This window comes from Mesorhizobium sp. M0833, assembly GCF_040319905.1.
GTDB lineage: Bacteria > Pseudomonadota > Alphaproteobacteria > Rhizobiales > Rhizobiaceae > Mesorhizobium.
Genome location: NZ_JAMYOQ010000002.1, coordinates 155,219 through 169,394, shown reverse-complemented (window position 1 = coordinate 169,394; position 14,176 = coordinate 155,219). Strand labels below are relative to the sequence as shown.

Genomic DNA, 14,176 nt, shown 5'->3' with positions numbered 1-14,176 from the left:
GCGACCGGAGGTCAAAGCCGGTTGATGACCAGGCAGTCGACCATGGCGGCCAGATGCAGGCCGGCGCCGGTGACGACAAAGCCATGCCACAGCGCATTGTGGAAGCGCAGGCCCCTCCAGGCGAAGAAGATCACGCCGCAGGAGTAGACGATGCCGCCGGCAACGATGAGCGCGATCGATGTCGCCGGCAGCGTCCGCACGAGCGGCTCCACCAGAACGAGACCGCTCCAGCCGATGGCTAGATAGAAGACGATCGCCAGCCGGTCGAAACGGCCGGGAAGAAAGACCTTGATGGCGATGCCGACCGCCGCGGCGGTCCAGACCAGGACGATCATCGAAACGGCCAGCGGCGAGCCGCCGAGCTGGGCCAGGAAAGGCGTGTAGGTGGCAGCGATCAGCAGGTAGATCGCGGCATGGTCGAAGCGCCGCAATATCCATTTTGCCGGCGACGACACCGGCCAGACATTATAGGCCAGCGAAATCGACAGCACGGTGAGCAGCGAGACCACATAGAATGCGGCGGCGACATATTCGCCGGGGCCGGTTCGATAGGCGGCCAGTGCCAGCAGCGTCGAGCCGGCAGCGATCGCCAGCACGATGCCCACGGCGTGGACAACGCCGTCGGCGATGATCTCGGCGCGCGAGTAATGCCAGCGCCCCATAAAAGGAATGTCGAGCTGGGAGAATTCGCTCTGGGATTTGGGCCGGCTGTTCGTCATCGATGATCCTGCGTCGCCTTATCTGGGCGGCCGCGGGCGAGTATTTCAAGCTTTGGTTGCGGTTTTGCGACTGCGGCGCTTCAGCGCGGCGCGCCTCTATCAGCTGCCTGAGAGTGGCCTTTTTATGGTCTTCAACAGCGCGCGCTGGATGAGTTCGTTGCCGGCAACCAGTGAACCGGCGTTCAGCACGTCCTGTCCCCCGGCGAAATCGGAGACGAAACCGCCCGCCTCGCGGATCAGCAAGATGCCGGCGGCGACATCCCAGGCCGACAGGCCGGTTTCCCAGAACCCGTCCATGCGGCCGGCGGCGACGTAGGCGAGATCGAGCGAGGCGGAGCCGAGACGGCGGACGCCAGAAACCTCGGCCATGACATTGCGCAACTCGATGAGGAAATTGCCGTGCTGGCCACGCCCGAGATGCGGCATGCCGCAGCCGATCACCGCATCGACCAGCTTGGTACGGCCGGCGACGCGCAGCCGGCGGTCGTTCATGAAAGCGCCGCCGCCGCGCTCGGCGGTATAGAGCTCATCCATCGCCGGATTGTAGACGACCCCGGCGACGATCTGGCCTTGGCGCTCCAGCGCGATTGAAACGGCAAAGAGCGGAATGCCGTGCAGGAAATTGGTGGTGCCGTCGAGCGGGTCGACGATCCAGCGGTGCTGGCCGTCGTCGCCCTCGATCACGCCGCGTTCCTCCATCAGGAAGGCGTAGCCGGGCCGCGCCTTCGACAGTTCGGCAAAGACGATATCTTCGGCCTTGCGGTCGGCCTGGCTGACATAGTCGCCTGGCCCCTTCATCGAGACCTGCAGGTTCTGCACTTCGCCGAAGTCACGCGACAGGGAGCGGCCGGCCTTCATTGCGGCCTGGACCATGACATTGAGGATCGCGGAACGCGCCATTGTGTTTCTTCCTGCTGCCCGCGCTTTAGTCGGCGCGGCGCACGTAAGTGATTTCGTTGGTATCGACGATGATGCGCTCGCCCGAGCCGATGAACGGCGGCACCAGCACGCGGATGCCGTTTTCGAGTATCGCCGGCTTGTAGGACGAGGCTGCCGTCTGGCCCTTCACCACCGGGTCGGCCTCGGTGATGGTCAACGTGACATAGTCGGGCAGCGAAATGCCGATCGGCCTTTCGTCATAGAGCTGGACCGTCACCATCATGCCGTCCTGCAGGAAGGCGGCGCGATCGCCGACGAACTCCTTTTGCAGTTCGAGCTGCTCATAGCTTTCGGTGTCCATGAACACCAGCGCGTCGCCCTGCTCGTAGAGGAAAGAAAAATCCTTCAGATCGAGCCGGATCTGCTCGACCGTTTCGGCCGAACGGAAGCGCTCGTTGAGCTTGGTGCCGTTGATCAGGTTCTTGAGCTCGACCTGGTTGTAGGCGCCGCCCTTGCCGGGCTTGACGGTGTTGGTCCTGACCGCCACCCAAAGGCCGCCATCATGCTCGATGACGTTGCCGGGACGGATTTCGTTGCCATTGATCTTGGCCATGGTGAGGTGATCCGGAAATGAGATGATCGCCGCAAAGGGCAATTTGGCGCCTCCAAGACCACAAATCGCCAGCAGAGGCAAGGAGCGCCTTTCAGGTGAAGCGGGAACGAAGCTGGCCCGGCAGTGCGGCGCGGCGGCCTCAGTCCGCCCTGACAGCCGCGGTGACGGCCTCGGTCATTGCGTCGGCGACCTCTCTCAAAAGATGCAGGTGCGGCGAACGCAGGACGACAATTCGCAGCGACAGCTCGAGGCCGGGAGCGTCGACCAGGGCAATGCCCTGCGGCAGCTTTTCCCGCAGCAGCCGCCTGGGCAGCAGGCCAAGGCCCTGGCCTCGACGAACCCAGTCGATCTGCAGCGCGCTGTCCTGAATCTCAGCGCCGACGATCAACCTGTGGCCGCCCTCGGCAAGGGCGGCCGCCAGCCGCCGGCGCGCGTCGCAAGGTTCAGGGCTGAGGACCCAGGGCATGGTCTTGACGTCAACTTGCCGGCCGGTGTTTTCGGCAGCGATGATGCCGAGGGGCTCGGTTCCGACAACACCGTCGCCGGCTTTGGAATTGCTGCCGTCCAGGATGAAGGCGAGGTCGAGCTGTCCGCGCTTGTGCTGGTCGGCCAGCTCAAGACTCCAGCCGCTCTTCAGACGCAGCGAGACCTTCGGAAACCGCGCCACGGCATCAGCAATAGCGGCGGCCACAGCTTTGTCGCAAAGTCCATGCGCGAGGCCGAGCCGCAGCAGGCCCTCCGGCTCGTCGCCCTTGGCGAATGATCTCAGCGCGTCGACCGCGGCGAGAATGTCCTTGCCGCGTGCCAGCACTTCTACGCCGGCCGGGGTCAGTCGTGACGGTTTCAGCCGGCGGTCGAGCAATTCCGTGCCGAGCATTTCCTCCAGCCGCTGGATCTGGCGGGTGACGGCCGGCTGCGTCAATGGCAGGCGTCGAGCCACCTTCTGAATCGAACCCTCCTCGGCAAAGAGGGCCAGTGTTTTCAGTTCTTCAAGCATGAATACACCCGAGCATGTCATAGAAGCATAATTATCCTGAACATTATGAATTTGAAATCGGATGGGTGGCAAGCGATTTTTCCTCCGGCAGGACCCAGCTGGAAAGGAACGACGATGAAAGCGATCGAATTGCAGAGCCCGGGCGGCCTCGAGAACCTCAAAATGATCGAGCGGCCGATGCCTGAGCCAGGGCGCCAGGAGATGATTGTGAAGGTCAAGGCCACGACGCTGAACTACCGCGATGCCGAGATCGTCCGCGGCAGCTATCACACGAAGTTTGCATTGCCGCTGGTGCCGCTGTCGGACGGCGTCGGCGAAGTCGTTGCCATCGGCGCCGAGGTCAGCCGGTTCAAGATCGGCGACCGGGTCTGCGGCACCTTCTGGCAACGCTGGGTCGGTGGCAGTTTCGCGATGGCTGAGCCCTCCTATCAACGCGGCGGCCCAATCGACGGGCTGCTCAGCGAATTTGCCCGGCTCGACGAACAGGCGGCGGTGCTGGCGCCGGTCAATCTGAGCGAACTCGAAGCAGCGACGCTGCCATGCGCCGGCGTGACGGCATGGCACGCGCTGTTTACGGAGGGCAGCGTCAAACCCGGCGACACCGTGCTTTGCCTCGGCACCGGCGGCGTTTCGCTGTTTGCGGTGCAGTTCGCCGCCGCTGCCGGGGCGCGCGTCATCGTGACGTCGAGCAGCGACGAGAAGCTTGCGCGGGCAAAGCAACTTGGCGCGCAGGATGGCGTGAACTATCGCAGCGTCCCCGACTGGGCATCGGCCGTGCTGGGATTGACGGATGGCCGCGGCGCCGACCATATCATCGAGGTTGGCGGACCGCAGAGTTTTGCACAATCCCTGAGGGCAGCGGCGCGCGGCGCCCAGATCAACGTCATCGGCTATCTCGGTGGCAGTGACGGCGCCATCAACCCGCTCGACATCTTCCGCCGGCAGGTCCGGGCGCGAGGCATACCGGTGGGCTCACGCGAATCCTTCGAAGCGATGAACCGCGCCATTGTCGTCAACCGGTTGAGACCGGTGATCGACCGGGTTATGCCGTGGAACCAGGCCGCCGAAGCCTTTCGGTACCTTGAACACGGCTCGCCCTTCGGCAAGGTCGTGCTCGATCATACGCAGTGAGCCCGCCTGACGAGCCCGGGTGCGATGAGTCGCGAGATCGCGATCAGGGCAGGCGGTTGGCCCGTTGCAGCGCCTGCTGTGTCTGCTCGTCGGTCAGGCCCTGCAGGAAATCGTCCATTTCTTGGTCGATGAGCCCGGCGCGGCGGGCGACAACATACCAGGCGCCGGCTAGGATCAGATCCGGATCGGTGCCGATGCCGTTCATGTAGAGCTTGGCGAGACGGTTCTGGGCAGCGACATTGCCGCCTTCTGCGGCCTGCTTCATCCAGTTGAAGCCGGATTTCAGGTCGCGTGCGCCGCCGCGCCCCTCGATCATCCAGGTGGCGAGATCGATCTGTGCGGTGTCGTAGTTCTGCCGCGCGGCCTGTGCCAGCAGGCCGCGGGCGCGGACATCGTCGCGCGGCTTGCCACCGGCGCCGTTGGCGTAGACTTGTGCCATCGCATATTGTGCGTCGGCAAGCCCGGTCGCGGCAGCGCGCTCGTAATAGGATACGGCTTTGGCAATACCGGCATCGCCGGGCTCCTGCTCGACCATCAGCTGCGCAAAATTGAACTGCGCCAGGCGATTGCCGGCCTCGGCGGCGGCCTGCATCAGCGCATAGGCTTCCTTTTCGTCCTTTTTGACGTAGCGGCCGTCGAGCAGCATCAGCGCATACTGGAATTGCGATTCCGGCACGCCCTGCTCGGCGGCAAGCGCATACCACTTCGCCGCCCCAGCCGCGTCGACCGGCACGCCGAGGCCGCGCGACAGTATCTCGGCCACCAGCGTCTGTGCCGCCGGATCGCCGTTTTGAGCACGGGACAGCGCAAGATTGTAGGCCGTCTTGTAGAGCCCGCGCTGAAAGGCGCCGTAGGCGGCGTCGGACGGCTTTGCGCCGAAGCGGTCGGGGTTGATGGTATCGGCCGACGGCAACGGGGCGGTCGTGGCTGGCTGCGGCAATTGTGCGGCGATCGGCTTATCGGCAGGTTCGCTGGAATCCGGCCTGGGCTGGGGTAGCGGAACGGGTTCCGCCGCTATCGCCTGCGTCACGGCCGTTGCAAGAAAGGCGCTGAAAAAAATTTTCCGCGAGAGCACGTCAGTCCTCGAAGCGCGGCGCGGTTTCGTCGAGCAGCGCGTTGGCGGCGGCGACCGCCGTCTTCGGATCGACGCCGTCGGCGAAGACGGCGCTGGACAGCGCAACGAATTCGGCGCCGGTGGCGGCGACCGCTTCCACCGAGGCAAGGTCGGATCCGGCCATGACGATGCAAGGGATCTGGATCACGTCCGCCCACCATTGCCCCAGCGACAGGTTGCGCGGGTGCGGCTCCGGCTTGTTGTCGTAACCGAAGCGGCCGAAGAAGATGTAATCAGGCCTGAGCTCGCCGAGTTCCAGCGCATCGTCGCGGGTCTTGGCGCCGCCGGTGCCGACCATCATCCTGGCCTGGAAATGTTCGATCGTTTCGGCGAGCTCGTCCTTGCCGACCTCGACATGAATGCCGTCGGCCTGGACGCGGCCGGCGATGCGGGTGTCGCCGGCAATGATGACGGCAATGCCGGCCGCTTGCGCCACCGGCACGATCTGCTCGGCAAAGGCCTGGAAGGCGGCCTCGTCCATACCGTTTTCCGGCAGGATAAGCGAGGCGACGTCACCGCCGTCGAAGGCCGCGGCGATGCGCTCGGCCGGCACGTTCGGCGGCGCGATCAGCACGATACGGCAGCGGTTGGGCGGCGTTGCGTCATTCATTGGTGTTCGGTCCCGGTTATCGCCTATGCCGGGCGAAGATGGTTGCATTGCGGCATAGAGCAAAGTGCGGGAGTTGAACAGGCGGCAGGGCGTCGCTTGCGGGCTCTAGGCGGGCACTTTCGATTTCCACAGCGACCAGCCGAGATTCATGCCGGCGGCGGCGACCAGGATGGCGGCGGCGCCGACGATCTGCGCCGGCTGCAGACGATGACCGAAAGCGACCACGTCGACGAGGATGGCGACGACGGGATAGATGAAGGACAGCGATCCCTGCAGATGCGTCGGCAGCTTCTGGATGGCGCCGTACATGAGGATGTACATCAGGCCGGTATGGACGATGCCGAGCGTCGCCAGCATGCCCCAGCTCCGCGCGTCGGCGGGAAGGTGGGTGAGATTGGCGAAGGGTGCCAGCATGACAACGCCGACACAGACCTGGATCAAGGCGATCAGGTGCGGCGGCGTGCCTTTGAGTTTCTTGGTGATGATAGCCGCAACGGCCCAGAAGAAAGCCGCGGCCAGCGCCATCGCAATGCCGGTAAAGTAATCGGTACCATGATCGCCTGCATCGGGCGCGGCCTGCACGATCAGCAGCATGCCGGCGAAGGCAATGCCGAGCCAGGTCAGCTTGGTCATCGTCAGCCGTTCAGAGAAGAAGAGCGCGCCAAAACCCACCAGCATGAAGGGCTGCGTGTTGTAGACAGCCGTGGCGATCGAGATCGAGGCACGCGAAAACGCGCTGAACAGCAGCAGCCAGTTGATAACGATGGCAGCACCGCCGAGAGCCGCGATCGCGACAATGCGAAGCGACAGCCTGCCGCGCAGCAGTCCCAGCGCCGCGCAGATGATCAGCAGCGTTACCGCCCCGAAAGCACAGCGCCAGAACACCACGTCCATGATGGGCTGGCCGGAAAGGACGACGAACCAGCCGATCGTGCCGAGGATCGCCATCGCCGCCGTCATTTCGATCGTGCCGCGTACCGTGTTGTCCATGGATGCTCCTGAAACCCGTTGCGATTTGATAATCCCACGGCGGATCGGGTCTTTCCATGACTTGCAGCTGGTGATATGCAGGGCAAGCCTCATTAAATTAGGCAAACATCGCTCTTTCCCTGGAATTGCAAAATGCTGGACGATCTCGACAGAAAGCTCCTCGATATCCTGGTCAAGGATTCACGGACCTCGCTGAAGGAACTGGCGCTGCAGGTCGGGTTGTCGTCGCCAAGCGTTTCGGAGCGGCTTCGGCGGCTTGAGGATCGCGGCGTTATCCGTGCGTTCACCATCGACGTCGATCCGCAGGCGCTCGGCTACGCCTTGCAGGCGATCGTCCGCATCCGGCCATTGCCGGGGAAGCTGCACATCGTCCAGAAGCTGATCGAGGAAATCCCGGAATTCGGCGAATGCGACAAGGTGACGGGCGATGACTGCTTCGTTGCCCGGCTGTTCGTCCGCTCGATCGGTGAGCTCGACGGGATTCTCGACCGCATCGCCGACAAGGCTGAAACCAGCACCGCCATCATCAAGGCGCAGCCGATCCGGAGACGCCCGCCACCGCTCGACATGCCAAACATGTGACGGGTTTCGGTGCCGTGGTCCACATATTTGCGGTCGCGGTCCGATCATTTCTGGTCTATTCCAGAGATCACTTTCCCTCCAGCCTCCTTTCCCTCATGTCAGGCCTGCTCGTCGATCCCTGGTTCTATGCCGCGGCCATTCCGGCCGTCATCCTCGTCGGCCTGTCGAAAGGCGGCTTCGGCGGCGCCGTCGGTTTTGTCGGCGTGCCGTTGATGGCGCTGACCATGCCGCCGGTTCAGGCTGCCGCAATTCTTCTGCCAATTCTGTGCCTGATGGACATTGTCTCGGTGTGGACATGGTGGGGCATCTTCGACCGCAAGATGCTGGCCGACATGATGCCGGGCGCCGTGATCGGCATCGCCCTCGGCTGGCTGACGGCGGCACTTGTAACCGAAGAGATGGTGCGGCTGATCGTCGGCGCGGTTGCCTTGATCTTCGTGCTGCGCTGGCTCTATTTGCAACTCCGCCACGGTGCCGGCCATGCAGCGGAGCCCAACCGCGTCGCCGCCGGCTTCTGGGGTACCGTTGCCGGGTTCACCAGCTTCGTCGCCCATGTCGGCGGCCCGCCTTTTCAGGTCTATGCGCTGCCGATCAGGCTCGATCCGAAGGTGCTGTCGGGCACTGCGGCGATCTTCTTCGCCGTCACCAATGCGCTGAAGCTCATCCCCTATTTCGCGCTCGGCCAGTTCGACACCACCAATTTGACCGCGTCGGCGGTGCTGATGCCGCTGGCGCCGCTGTCGACAATCGCCGGCGCCTGGCTGGTGCGGCGGATGCAGCCGGAACTGTTCTATCCCTTCACCTATGCGACCGTAGCGGTCGTGGCGGTCAAGCTTCTGTGGGACGGCATCGCCGGCCTCGTGTAAGACGGCGGCCCCAGTCGGCCGCCGCCGGATTCCTTAAACCTCAGGCGGCACTCGGCAGCAGCGGCCGCGTCCTGCCAAGCGCCAGGGCAACGCCGGTTGCCAGCACGAACGCCATGCAGCCCAGAATGGTGATGTCGTGCAGCGTCGGCTTCAGCACCATGTCTGCGATGATCACCAGCATCACCGAATAGTCGAAGCGCGCGGCATTGAGGACGCGCTGGCCCTGGGCAAGCACTGCCGGCGTCACGCCATCCTTGGCGATCATGCCTGCCATGCGGTCGGCAGTCGGCTTGAAGACGAACATTCCGATGCAGAAGGTCGTCGCATAACCGGCAAGGCCGATCAGCACCCACAGATCGGAAAAGCCGACCCAGAAGCCGCACATGATGAGGCCGAAGAGCAATGTCAGCATCGACATCGGCGCGAAGAACCGGTTGCCGAGCTCGCCGGTGGCGCGCATCGCCTGCAGCATGCCTTCGACATTTCCGGCACGGTCGGCGCGTACCGCAAGCAGCATCAGCGTGAAGCCGCCGCCGACCCAGAGGATCGCCGTGACGATGTGCAGAAATTTGACGACCGAGTACCAGTCCATTGTTCGCTCCTTGAGAGATTTTCATGATTGCCGGAGCGCAAGGTTTGCTCCGCCTCGTTGCGAGGAGCGCGGCGTTTAGCGCGTCGCTGTTTCGGAACGATGTCGCGCGCAGTGCCGCTTTGTTTCGGTATGTCGGTCACGATCTGGAAGAACCATGGCGCAAGCGGGTCGCCCCCGCTTCCAGCCAGTAGTGTGAACGCCGCCCTGGCCGGTCAGCTGTGCTGTTACGGCACAGATGCCGGGCCCTTGATCGAAAAATATGCGCTGCGTTAAGGCTTCGTTAAGCTTTACAGGCGTTTACTATGTCCATCCAGTGATCTGGATTCTTACCGAGTGGTTGGAGCCACTTTGTTTGACGCCTCCCTGTTAAACTCCTGAGAGCCGCCTTATCCGCGGCTCTTTTTTTGTTCGCAGGCATGGACGTCTAGCGGCTAAATGCGGCCGTTAACCGTTTGTTAAACATGTGCTTGCCTTCGCCGGCAGCGAAGCGCATTTTCAAGCTTCAGTCGTTTAGGCTGCCGGATGTGGCAGACCAAAGGCCGAATCGGCCGGCTTTGAGGCAAGTGCAGGGGCGTAGCAATGAACGAGCCTTCGAAGGCTGGCGCGAAAACCATCAAACTGGCGGAGCGCCGGGTTTTCTCCCAATCCTTCAAGCCGCTCTATCAGGAAGGCATGGGCCTGGTCGAGCAGGCGGCCGAGTATCTCGACGGCAAGGGCCGCGCCGAGGCCAAGAAGCTGTCAAGGCCGGCGGCGACGCTTTATGCGGCCGAATCGATGCGGCTGACCACCAGGCTGATGCAGGTCGCCTCGTGGCTGCTTTTGCAGCGGGCGGCGAATTCCGGCGAGATGACCCGCGATCAGGTGGCCTCAGAAAAATCCAAGGTGCGTCTCGACACCGCCTCGGCGCATGAGGAGGCGCCCGGCTGGGCCGAACTGCCGAACGATTTCACCGACCTCGTCAACCGCTCGCTGCGCCTGCAGGCGCTGGTGCGCCGCATGGACGAGGAGATCTATGGCAGCCTCGCCGAGGTGCCGCCGTCGAGCCGTCGCCTGAATCCGGTGTCCGACCAGATCACGCTGCTCAACACGGCTTTCGCCCGCGGCTGAGAGACCGTTTGGAAACTCTACTCCAGCGGTCATCTGGCGGCGTTTCTCCGCTTACCTGCAGCGCCGCGCGTCCTTTTGGACGCGCAAAGGACGCTGCAGCACTTTAATTGCGCATGATCCCCTCGGGATCACGCGTGGGCTCACGGACCCAAATGTCCGCTGCGCTCCGGTTCTCGAAACCACCACGATATGACTCGCCGGGCGACTTTCGAAAACGGTTTCAGAGGCTCTCTGGACATGACGAGCCCTCGTTTCTGGTTTGTTCACATTTCGCTGGCATCGCTGTTCCCCGAAGGTAGACTTGACGGATGGGGGAAGCGATTCGCATCATCGGCATCGATCCAGGGCTGAGGCGCACCGGCTGGGGCATAGTCGAAAGCCTCGGCAATTCGCTGCGCTTCGTCGCTTCCGGCACGGTGCGGTCCGACGAGAAGGCCGCCCTGGCGATGCGTCTTTGCCAATTGCATGACGGGCTCGCCGAGGTCCTGCATGCCGCGATGCCGCACGAGGCGGCGGTCGAGCAAACTTTCGTTAACAAGGACGCCGCAGCGACGCTCAAACTCGGCCAGGCACGCGGCATCGCCATGCTGGTGCCGGCGCGTGCCGGCCTTGTAGTTGCCGAATACGCGCCAAACGCGGTCAAGAAGGCGGTGATCGGCGTCGGCCATGGCGACAAGAAGCAGATCCACATGATGGTCAAGGTGCTGATGCCGAAGGCGACTTTCGACAGCGACGACGCCGCCGATGCGCTGGCCATCGCCATCTGTCACGCGCACCACCGGCAGAGCATCGCCTACAGGCTGGCGGCGCTGGCCGGATAAGTTTGTTCTTGACTTGTTCTCAGGTCGGCAATAAGTAATACCGACGAGGTATTACCATGCGCGTTACTACCAAGGGGCAAGTGACCATCCCTAAGGAGATACGGGATCATCTGGGTATCGGCCCAGGTTCGGAGGTGGAGTTCGTTCCCACCGAGGACGGCGCTCGGGTCATTGCGGTCAACGAAAACATGTCGCAGGAGGAAGCCTCGCGCAGATTCAGCCAGACGCTCGATCGTATGGCCGGTACGCTGGACCTAGGGGGCATGACGACGGACGAATATATGGAATGGCTGAGGGGCCCGCGTGAAGACCTCGACATTGATTGACACAAATGTCTTGGTCGACGTTTGGGGTCCTGCCGGACGGGAGAGGAAGTGGTCGGCGTCGGCAATTACCGCATGCCGGCGCGACGGCGCGCTTGTCATCAACACAATCGTCTGGTCCGAACTCGCGCCGCTGATTGCAACGGAGAAGGCCCTTCGCCAGGCAGCCGACATGCTCAAGATCGAGCGTGAATTCCTGCCGTGGGAAGCAGCCTTCCTGGCCGGTGTTACGCATTCCCGCTATCGCAGCGCCGGCGGCCTCCGCGAACGAACGCTGCCGGATTTCTTTATTGGAGCCCATGCAGTTGTTGCCGGGCATCGCCTGCTGACGCGCGATGCCGCGCGCTATCGCAGCTACTTCCCGGACCTCGATATCATCTCTCCGGAAACCCACCCGGCATGATCGGCAAGCTCAAATGATCGGCAAGCTAAAAGGCACGCTGGACGAGGTCGACGAGGATTTCTGCATCGTCGACGTGCATGGCGTCGGCTACGTGGCCTATTGCTCGGCGCGTACGCTGGCGGCATTGCCGCAGCCGGGCGAGGCGGTGGTGCTGTTCATCGAGACCTATGTGCGCGAGGACATGCTGCGGCTCTATGGCTTCCAGTCGGTGCTGGAGCGCGAATGGTTCCGGCTGTTGATGAACAATGTGCAAGGCGTTGGTGCCAAGGTGGCGCTGGCCATCCTGTCGACGCTGGCGCCGGCCGATCTCGCCAACGCGATTGCGCTGCGCGACATCGCCATGGTCAGCCGCGCGCCCGGCGTCGGCAAGAAGGTCGCCGAGCGCATCGTCACCGAGTTGAAGAACAAAGCGCCGGCCTATGCGGGCACCGCCTCCGGCACCATCGGCTTGAAGCAGGAGCTCGGTGAGGGCGTTGCCTCGGCGCCGATCACCGACGCCGTCTCGGCGCTGGTCAATCTCGGCTATTCGCGCGACACCGCCGCCAATGCAGTCGCAGCGGCGCTGAAGACGGCAGGTGAGGAGGCGGACGCATCGAAGCTGATCCGCTTCGGGCTGAAGGAGCTCGCACGGTGAGACGTTGCTGGAAAGTGAAATTCCAACTACTATGTGATCGGTAAGAATTTTCTCCAGGAGTAAGAATATGGGCGCATATGCCAGTCTGACCTCCAAGGGACAGCTCACGATTCCAAAGGACGTCCGCGACGCCTTGTCGCTCAAGACGGGCGATACGATCGCCTGGACGGTCATGGATGGTTACCTGATCGGAACGCCGCGCAACCTCGGATTTGCCGACCTCGCCGGATTCTTGGGAGATCCGCCTGGCGGTCCCGCTACGCTGGAGGAAATCGACGCCGCTGTGCGGGATGCAGTCGGCCGGCATGTTGTCGGGGATAGATCAAATGACGGACAAGAGGGTCCCGCTTGACGTCGATCGGCATCGATACCAACGTTCTGCTTCGCATGGTGCTCAATGATGATCCGGAGCAGCGGGCAAAGGCGCTTGCGTTCGGCAGCGACCTTAGTGTGGAAATGCCCGGCTTCGTGAGTTTGATGGTGCTGGTCGAATTCAGCTGGTCGTTGGCTTCGCGCTACAGGCAGCCAAAGGAACAAGTATTGGCCGCAATCCAGAGGCTGCTCAAGATCAAGACGCTGGAGTTCGAAGACTTCGATGCCATCGTCATCGCGCTCGAGCGATCGAATTCAGTGCAGATCGACTTTGCCGACGCGTTGATTGCGGAACACAATCGAAAATTAGGTTGCTCGCACACGGTCACCTTCGATCAGCGCGCTGCCAAGGCCATTCCCGGTATGGAACTGCTGGCATGAGCCTTTCGCCACGCCTCATTGCTCCCGACAGACGCGGCGAGGACGCCGAGCAGACCTTGCGGCCGCAGACGCTCGGCGACTTCGTCGGCCAGGCGGCGGTGCGGGCCAATCTCAAAGTCTTCATCGAGGCCGCCAAGGGCCGCAGCGAAGCGCTCGACCATGTGCTGTTCGTCGGCCCGCCCGGCCTCGGCAAGACGACGCTTGCGCAGATCATGGCGCGCGAGCTCGGCGTCAATTTCCGCTCGACCTCGGGTCCGGTCATCGCCAAGGCCGGCGATCTGGCGGCGCTGCTCACCAACCTCGAAGACCGCGACGTGCTATTCATCGACGAGATCCACCGGCTCAACCCGGCGGTCGAGGAAATCCTCTATCCGGCGATGGAGGATTTCCAGCTCGACCTGATCATCGGCGAGGGGCCGGCGGCGCGCTCGGTCAAGATCGACCTGGCCCGCTTCACGCTAGTCGCCGCCACCACCCGGCTGGGCCTGTTGACCAACCCGCTGCGCGACCGCTTCGGTATTCCGGTGCGGCTCAATTTCTATTCGGTCGAGGAGCTCGAGCAGATCGTGCGGCGCGGCGCGCGCATCCTGCAAATGCCGCTCGGCGACGACGGCGCCCTGGAGATCGCCCGGCGGGCGCGCGGCACGCCGCGCATCGCCGGCCGGCTGTTGCGCCGGGTGCGCGACTTTGCCAGCGTTGCCGGCGACGGCCATGTCGACCGCAAGATCGCTGATGTGGCGCTGACGCGGCTGGAGGTCGACGGGCTCGGCCTCGACGCGCTCGACCGCCGCTATTTGTCGATGATCGCCCGGAATTTCGGCGGTGGGCCGGTCGGCATCGAAACCATCGCGGCCGGGCTTTCCGAACCACGCGATGCCATCGAGGACATCATCGAACCCTTTCTGATCCAGCAAGGCTTCATCATGCGTACCCCGCGCGGCCGCGTGCTGGCGGCCAATGCCTGGCGGCATCTCGGCCTCGACGCGCCGAAGGACCTGGCGCAGCAGCAGATCAGCCTGTTCCAGGAAGAGCCCTAAGTTCC

Annotated in this window: 19 protein-coding genes; 11 read left to right on the top strand and 8 right to left on the bottom strand. The window is 63.3% G+C overall.

Annotated features, from left to right (window positions below; genetic code table 11):
• Positions 1-11 precede the first annotated feature (11 nt).
• The 4 genes from trhA to NKH98_RS02955 all read right to left on the bottom strand — a co-directional run bounded on the left by trhA (position 12) and on the right by NKH98_RS02955 (position 3,208).
• A complete protein-coding gene (trhA, locus tag NKH98_RS02970; protein WP_352737797.1) occupies positions 12-719 on the bottom strand; it encodes a PAQR family membrane homeostasis protein TrhA in 708 nt (235 codons plus the stop codon).
• Positions 720-818: 99 nt separating this feature from the next.
• A complete protein-coding gene (locus NKH98_RS02965; protein ID WP_352896599.1) occupies positions 819-1,619 on the bottom strand; it encodes an inositol monophosphatase family protein in 801 nt (266 codons plus the stop codon).
• A 25-nt stretch (positions 1,620-1,644) separates the two neighbouring features.
• Entirely contained in the window at positions 1,645-2,211 is a 567-nt protein-coding gene (efp, locus tag NKH98_RS02960) for an elongation factor P (RefSeq protein ID WP_254816449.1), read from the bottom strand.
• Positions 2,212-2,350: 139 nt separating this feature from the next.
• Positions 2,351-3,208 carry a LysR family transcriptional regulator gene (locus NKH98_RS02955; RefSeq protein WP_352896595.1) on the bottom strand — a complete coding sequence of 286 codons (858 nt, stop codon included), beginning with the start codon at positions 3,206-3,208 and terminating at the stop codon, positions 2,351-2,353.
• Between the two features lie 114 nt (positions 3,209-3,322).
• Between NKH98_RS02955 and NKH98_RS02950 the strand changes: the two genes are divergently transcribed.
• Entirely contained in the window at positions 3,323-4,339 is a 1,017-nt protein-coding gene (locus tag NKH98_RS02950) for a zinc-dependent alcohol dehydrogenase family protein (protein WP_352896592.1), read from the top strand.
• Positions 4,340-4,382: 43 nt separating this feature from the next.
• Here the strand turns inward: NKH98_RS02950 and NKH98_RS02945 are convergent, their stop codons facing one another.
• The 3 genes from NKH98_RS02945 to NKH98_RS02935 all read right to left on the bottom strand — a co-directional run bounded on the left by NKH98_RS02945 (position 4,383) and on the right by NKH98_RS02935 (position 7,053).
• Positions 4,383-5,414: a tetratricopeptide repeat protein gene (locus tag NKH98_RS02945; protein WP_352896590.1), complete on the bottom strand. Its 1,032-nt coding sequence runs from the start codon at positions 5,412-5,414 to the stop codon at positions 4,383-4,385.
• A gap of 1 nt (position 5,415) precedes the next feature.
• A complete protein-coding gene (locus tag NKH98_RS02940; protein ID WP_352896587.1) occupies positions 5,416-6,063 on the bottom strand; it encodes a thiamine phosphate synthase in 648 nt (215 codons plus the stop codon).
• 105 nt (positions 6,064-6,168) lie between these two features.
• Positions 6,169-7,053, bottom strand: a complete 885-nt coding sequence (locus tag NKH98_RS02935; RefSeq protein WP_352896585.1) for a DMT family transporter — start codon at positions 7,051-7,053, stop codon at positions 6,169-6,171.
• Between the two features lie 132 nt (positions 7,054-7,185).
• Here NKH98_RS02935 and NKH98_RS02930 point away from each other — a divergent pair, with 132 nt between their 5' ends.
• On the top strand, positions 7,186-7,635 hold the full coding sequence (locus NKH98_RS02930; RefSeq protein ID WP_254816455.1) for an Lrp/AsnC family transcriptional regulator: 450 nt from the start codon (positions 7,186-7,188) through the stop codon (positions 7,633-7,635).
• Between the two features lie 95 nt (positions 7,636-7,730).
• The gene (locus tag NKH98_RS02925) at positions 7,731-8,501 is read left to right on the top strand and encodes a sulfite exporter TauE/SafE family protein (RefSeq protein WP_352896581.1); all 771 of its coding nucleotides are present in this window, start codon (positions 7,731-7,733) and stop codon (positions 8,499-8,501) included.
• Between the two features lie 40 nt (positions 8,502-8,541).
• Here NKH98_RS02925 and NKH98_RS02920 read toward each other — a convergent pair whose 3' ends face one another.
• Positions 8,542-9,093: a DUF2269 family protein gene (locus tag NKH98_RS02920; RefSeq protein ID WP_352896578.1), complete on the bottom strand. Its 552-nt coding sequence runs from the start codon at positions 9,091-9,093 to the stop codon at positions 8,542-8,544.
• Between the two features lie 579 nt (positions 9,094-9,672).
• Here NKH98_RS02920 and rcdA point away from each other — a divergent pair.
• From rcdA to ruvB, 8 genes are all read left to right on the top strand, one after another.
• Positions 9,673-10,200: a protease adaptor protein RcdA gene (gene rcdA, locus NKH98_RS02915; protein ID WP_352896576.1), complete on the top strand. Its 528-nt coding sequence runs from the start codon at positions 9,673-9,675 to the stop codon at positions 10,198-10,200.
• A gap of 308 nt (positions 10,201-10,508) precedes the next feature.
• Positions 10,509-11,021 (top strand): crossover junction endodeoxyribonuclease RuvC, encoded by a 513-nt coding sequence (gene ruvC / locus NKH98_RS02910; RefSeq protein WP_352896573.1) that lies wholly within the window; start codon positions 10,509-10,511, stop codon positions 11,019-11,021.
• Between the two features lie 56 nt (positions 11,022-11,077).
• Positions 11,078-11,347 carry an AbrB/MazE/SpoVT family DNA-binding domain-containing protein gene (locus NKH98_RS02905; protein WP_352476097.1) on the top strand — a complete coding sequence of 90 codons (270 nt, stop codon included), beginning with the start codon at positions 11,078-11,080 and terminating at the stop codon, positions 11,345-11,347.
• On the top strand, positions 11,325-11,747 hold the full coding sequence (locus NKH98_RS02900) for a type II toxin-antitoxin system VapC family toxin (protein WP_352476098.1): 423 nt from the start codon (positions 11,325-11,327) through the stop codon (positions 11,745-11,747). The genes NKH98_RS02905 and NKH98_RS02900 overlap by 23 nt, the downstream gene beginning before the upstream one ends.
• Before the next feature lie 13 nt (positions 11,748-11,760).
• The gene (ruvA, locus tag NKH98_RS02895) at positions 11,761-12,381 is read left to right on the top strand and encodes a Holliday junction branch migration protein RuvA (RefSeq protein WP_352896571.1); all 621 of its coding nucleotides are present in this window, start codon (positions 11,761-11,763) and stop codon (positions 12,379-12,381) included.
• A 67-nt stretch (positions 12,382-12,448) separates the two neighbouring features.
• On the top strand, positions 12,449-12,733 hold the full coding sequence (locus NKH98_RS02890) for an AbrB/MazE/SpoVT family DNA-binding domain-containing protein (RefSeq protein ID WP_352476100.1): 285 nt from the start codon (positions 12,449-12,451) through the stop codon (positions 12,731-12,733).
• Entirely contained in the window at positions 12,730-13,134 is a 405-nt protein-coding gene (locus NKH98_RS02885; RefSeq protein ID WP_352896569.1) for a type II toxin-antitoxin system VapC family toxin, read from the top strand. The genes NKH98_RS02890 and NKH98_RS02885 overlap by 4 nt, the downstream gene beginning before the upstream one ends.
• A complete protein-coding gene (gene ruvB, locus NKH98_RS02880; RefSeq protein WP_352896567.1) occupies positions 13,131-14,171 on the top strand; it encodes a Holliday junction branch migration DNA helicase RuvB in 1,041 nt (346 codons plus the stop codon). Before NKH98_RS02885 ends, ruvB begins: the two co-directional genes overlap by 4 nt.
• The last annotated feature ends 5 nt before the right edge of the window (positions 14,172-14,176 follow it).

Coding starts and splice junctions, on each gene's coding strand:
- ruvA (WP_352896571.1), top strand. CDS start 11,761: ATGATCGGCAAGCTAAAAGGCACGCTGGACGAGGTCGACGAGGATTTC.
- ruvC (WP_352896573.1), top strand. CDS start 10,509: ATGGGGGAAGCGATTCGCATCATCGGCATCGATCCAGGGCTGAGGCGC.
- rcdA (WP_352896576.1), top strand. CDS start 9,673: ATGAACGAGCCTTCGAAGGCTGGCGCGAAAACCATCAAACTGGCGGAG.
- NKH98_RS02925 (WP_352896581.1), top strand. CDS start 7,731: ATGTCAGGCCTGCTCGTCGATCCCTGGTTCTATGCCGCGGCCATTCCG.
- efp (WP_254816449.1), bottom strand. CDS start 2,211: ATGGCCAAGATCAATGGCAACGAAATCCGTCCCGGCAACGTCATCGAG.
- NKH98_RS02955 (WP_352896595.1), bottom strand. CDS start 3,208: ATGCTTGAAGAACTGAAAACACTGGCCCTCTTTGCCGAGGAGGGTTCG.
- NKH98_RS02965 (WP_352896599.1), bottom strand. CDS start 1,619: ATGGCGCGTTCCGCGATCCTCAATGTCATGGTCCAGGCCGCAATGAAG.
- NKH98_RS02890 (WP_352476100.1), top strand. CDS start 12,449: ATGGGCGCATATGCCAGTCTGACCTCCAAGGGACAGCTCACGATTCCA.
- trhA (WP_352737797.1), bottom strand. CDS start 719: ATGACGAACAGCCGGCCCAAATCCCAGAGCGAATTCTCCCAGCTCGAC.
- ruvB (WP_352896567.1), top strand. CDS start 13,131: ATGAGCCTTTCGCCACGCCTCATTGCTCCCGACAGACGCGGCGAGGAC.
- NKH98_RS02935 (WP_352896585.1), bottom strand. CDS start 7,053: ATGGACAACACGGTACGCGGCACGATCGAAATGACGGCGGCGATGGCG.
- NKH98_RS02950 (WP_352896592.1), top strand. CDS start 3,323: ATGAAAGCGATCGAATTGCAGAGCCCGGGCGGCCTCGAGAACCTCAAA.
- NKH98_RS02905 (WP_352476097.1), top strand. CDS start 11,078: ATGCGCGTTACTACCAAGGGGCAAGTGACCATCCCTAAGGAGATACGG.
- NKH98_RS02920 (WP_352896578.1), bottom strand. CDS start 9,093: ATGGACTGGTACTCGGTCGTCAAATTTCTGCACATCGTCACGGCGATC.
- NKH98_RS02940 (WP_352896587.1), bottom strand. CDS start 6,063: ATGAATGACGCAACGCCGCCCAACCGCTGCCGTATCGTGCTGATCGCG.
- NKH98_RS02930 (WP_254816455.1), top strand. CDS start 7,186: ATGCTGGACGATCTCGACAGAAAGCTCCTCGATATCCTGGTCAAGGAT.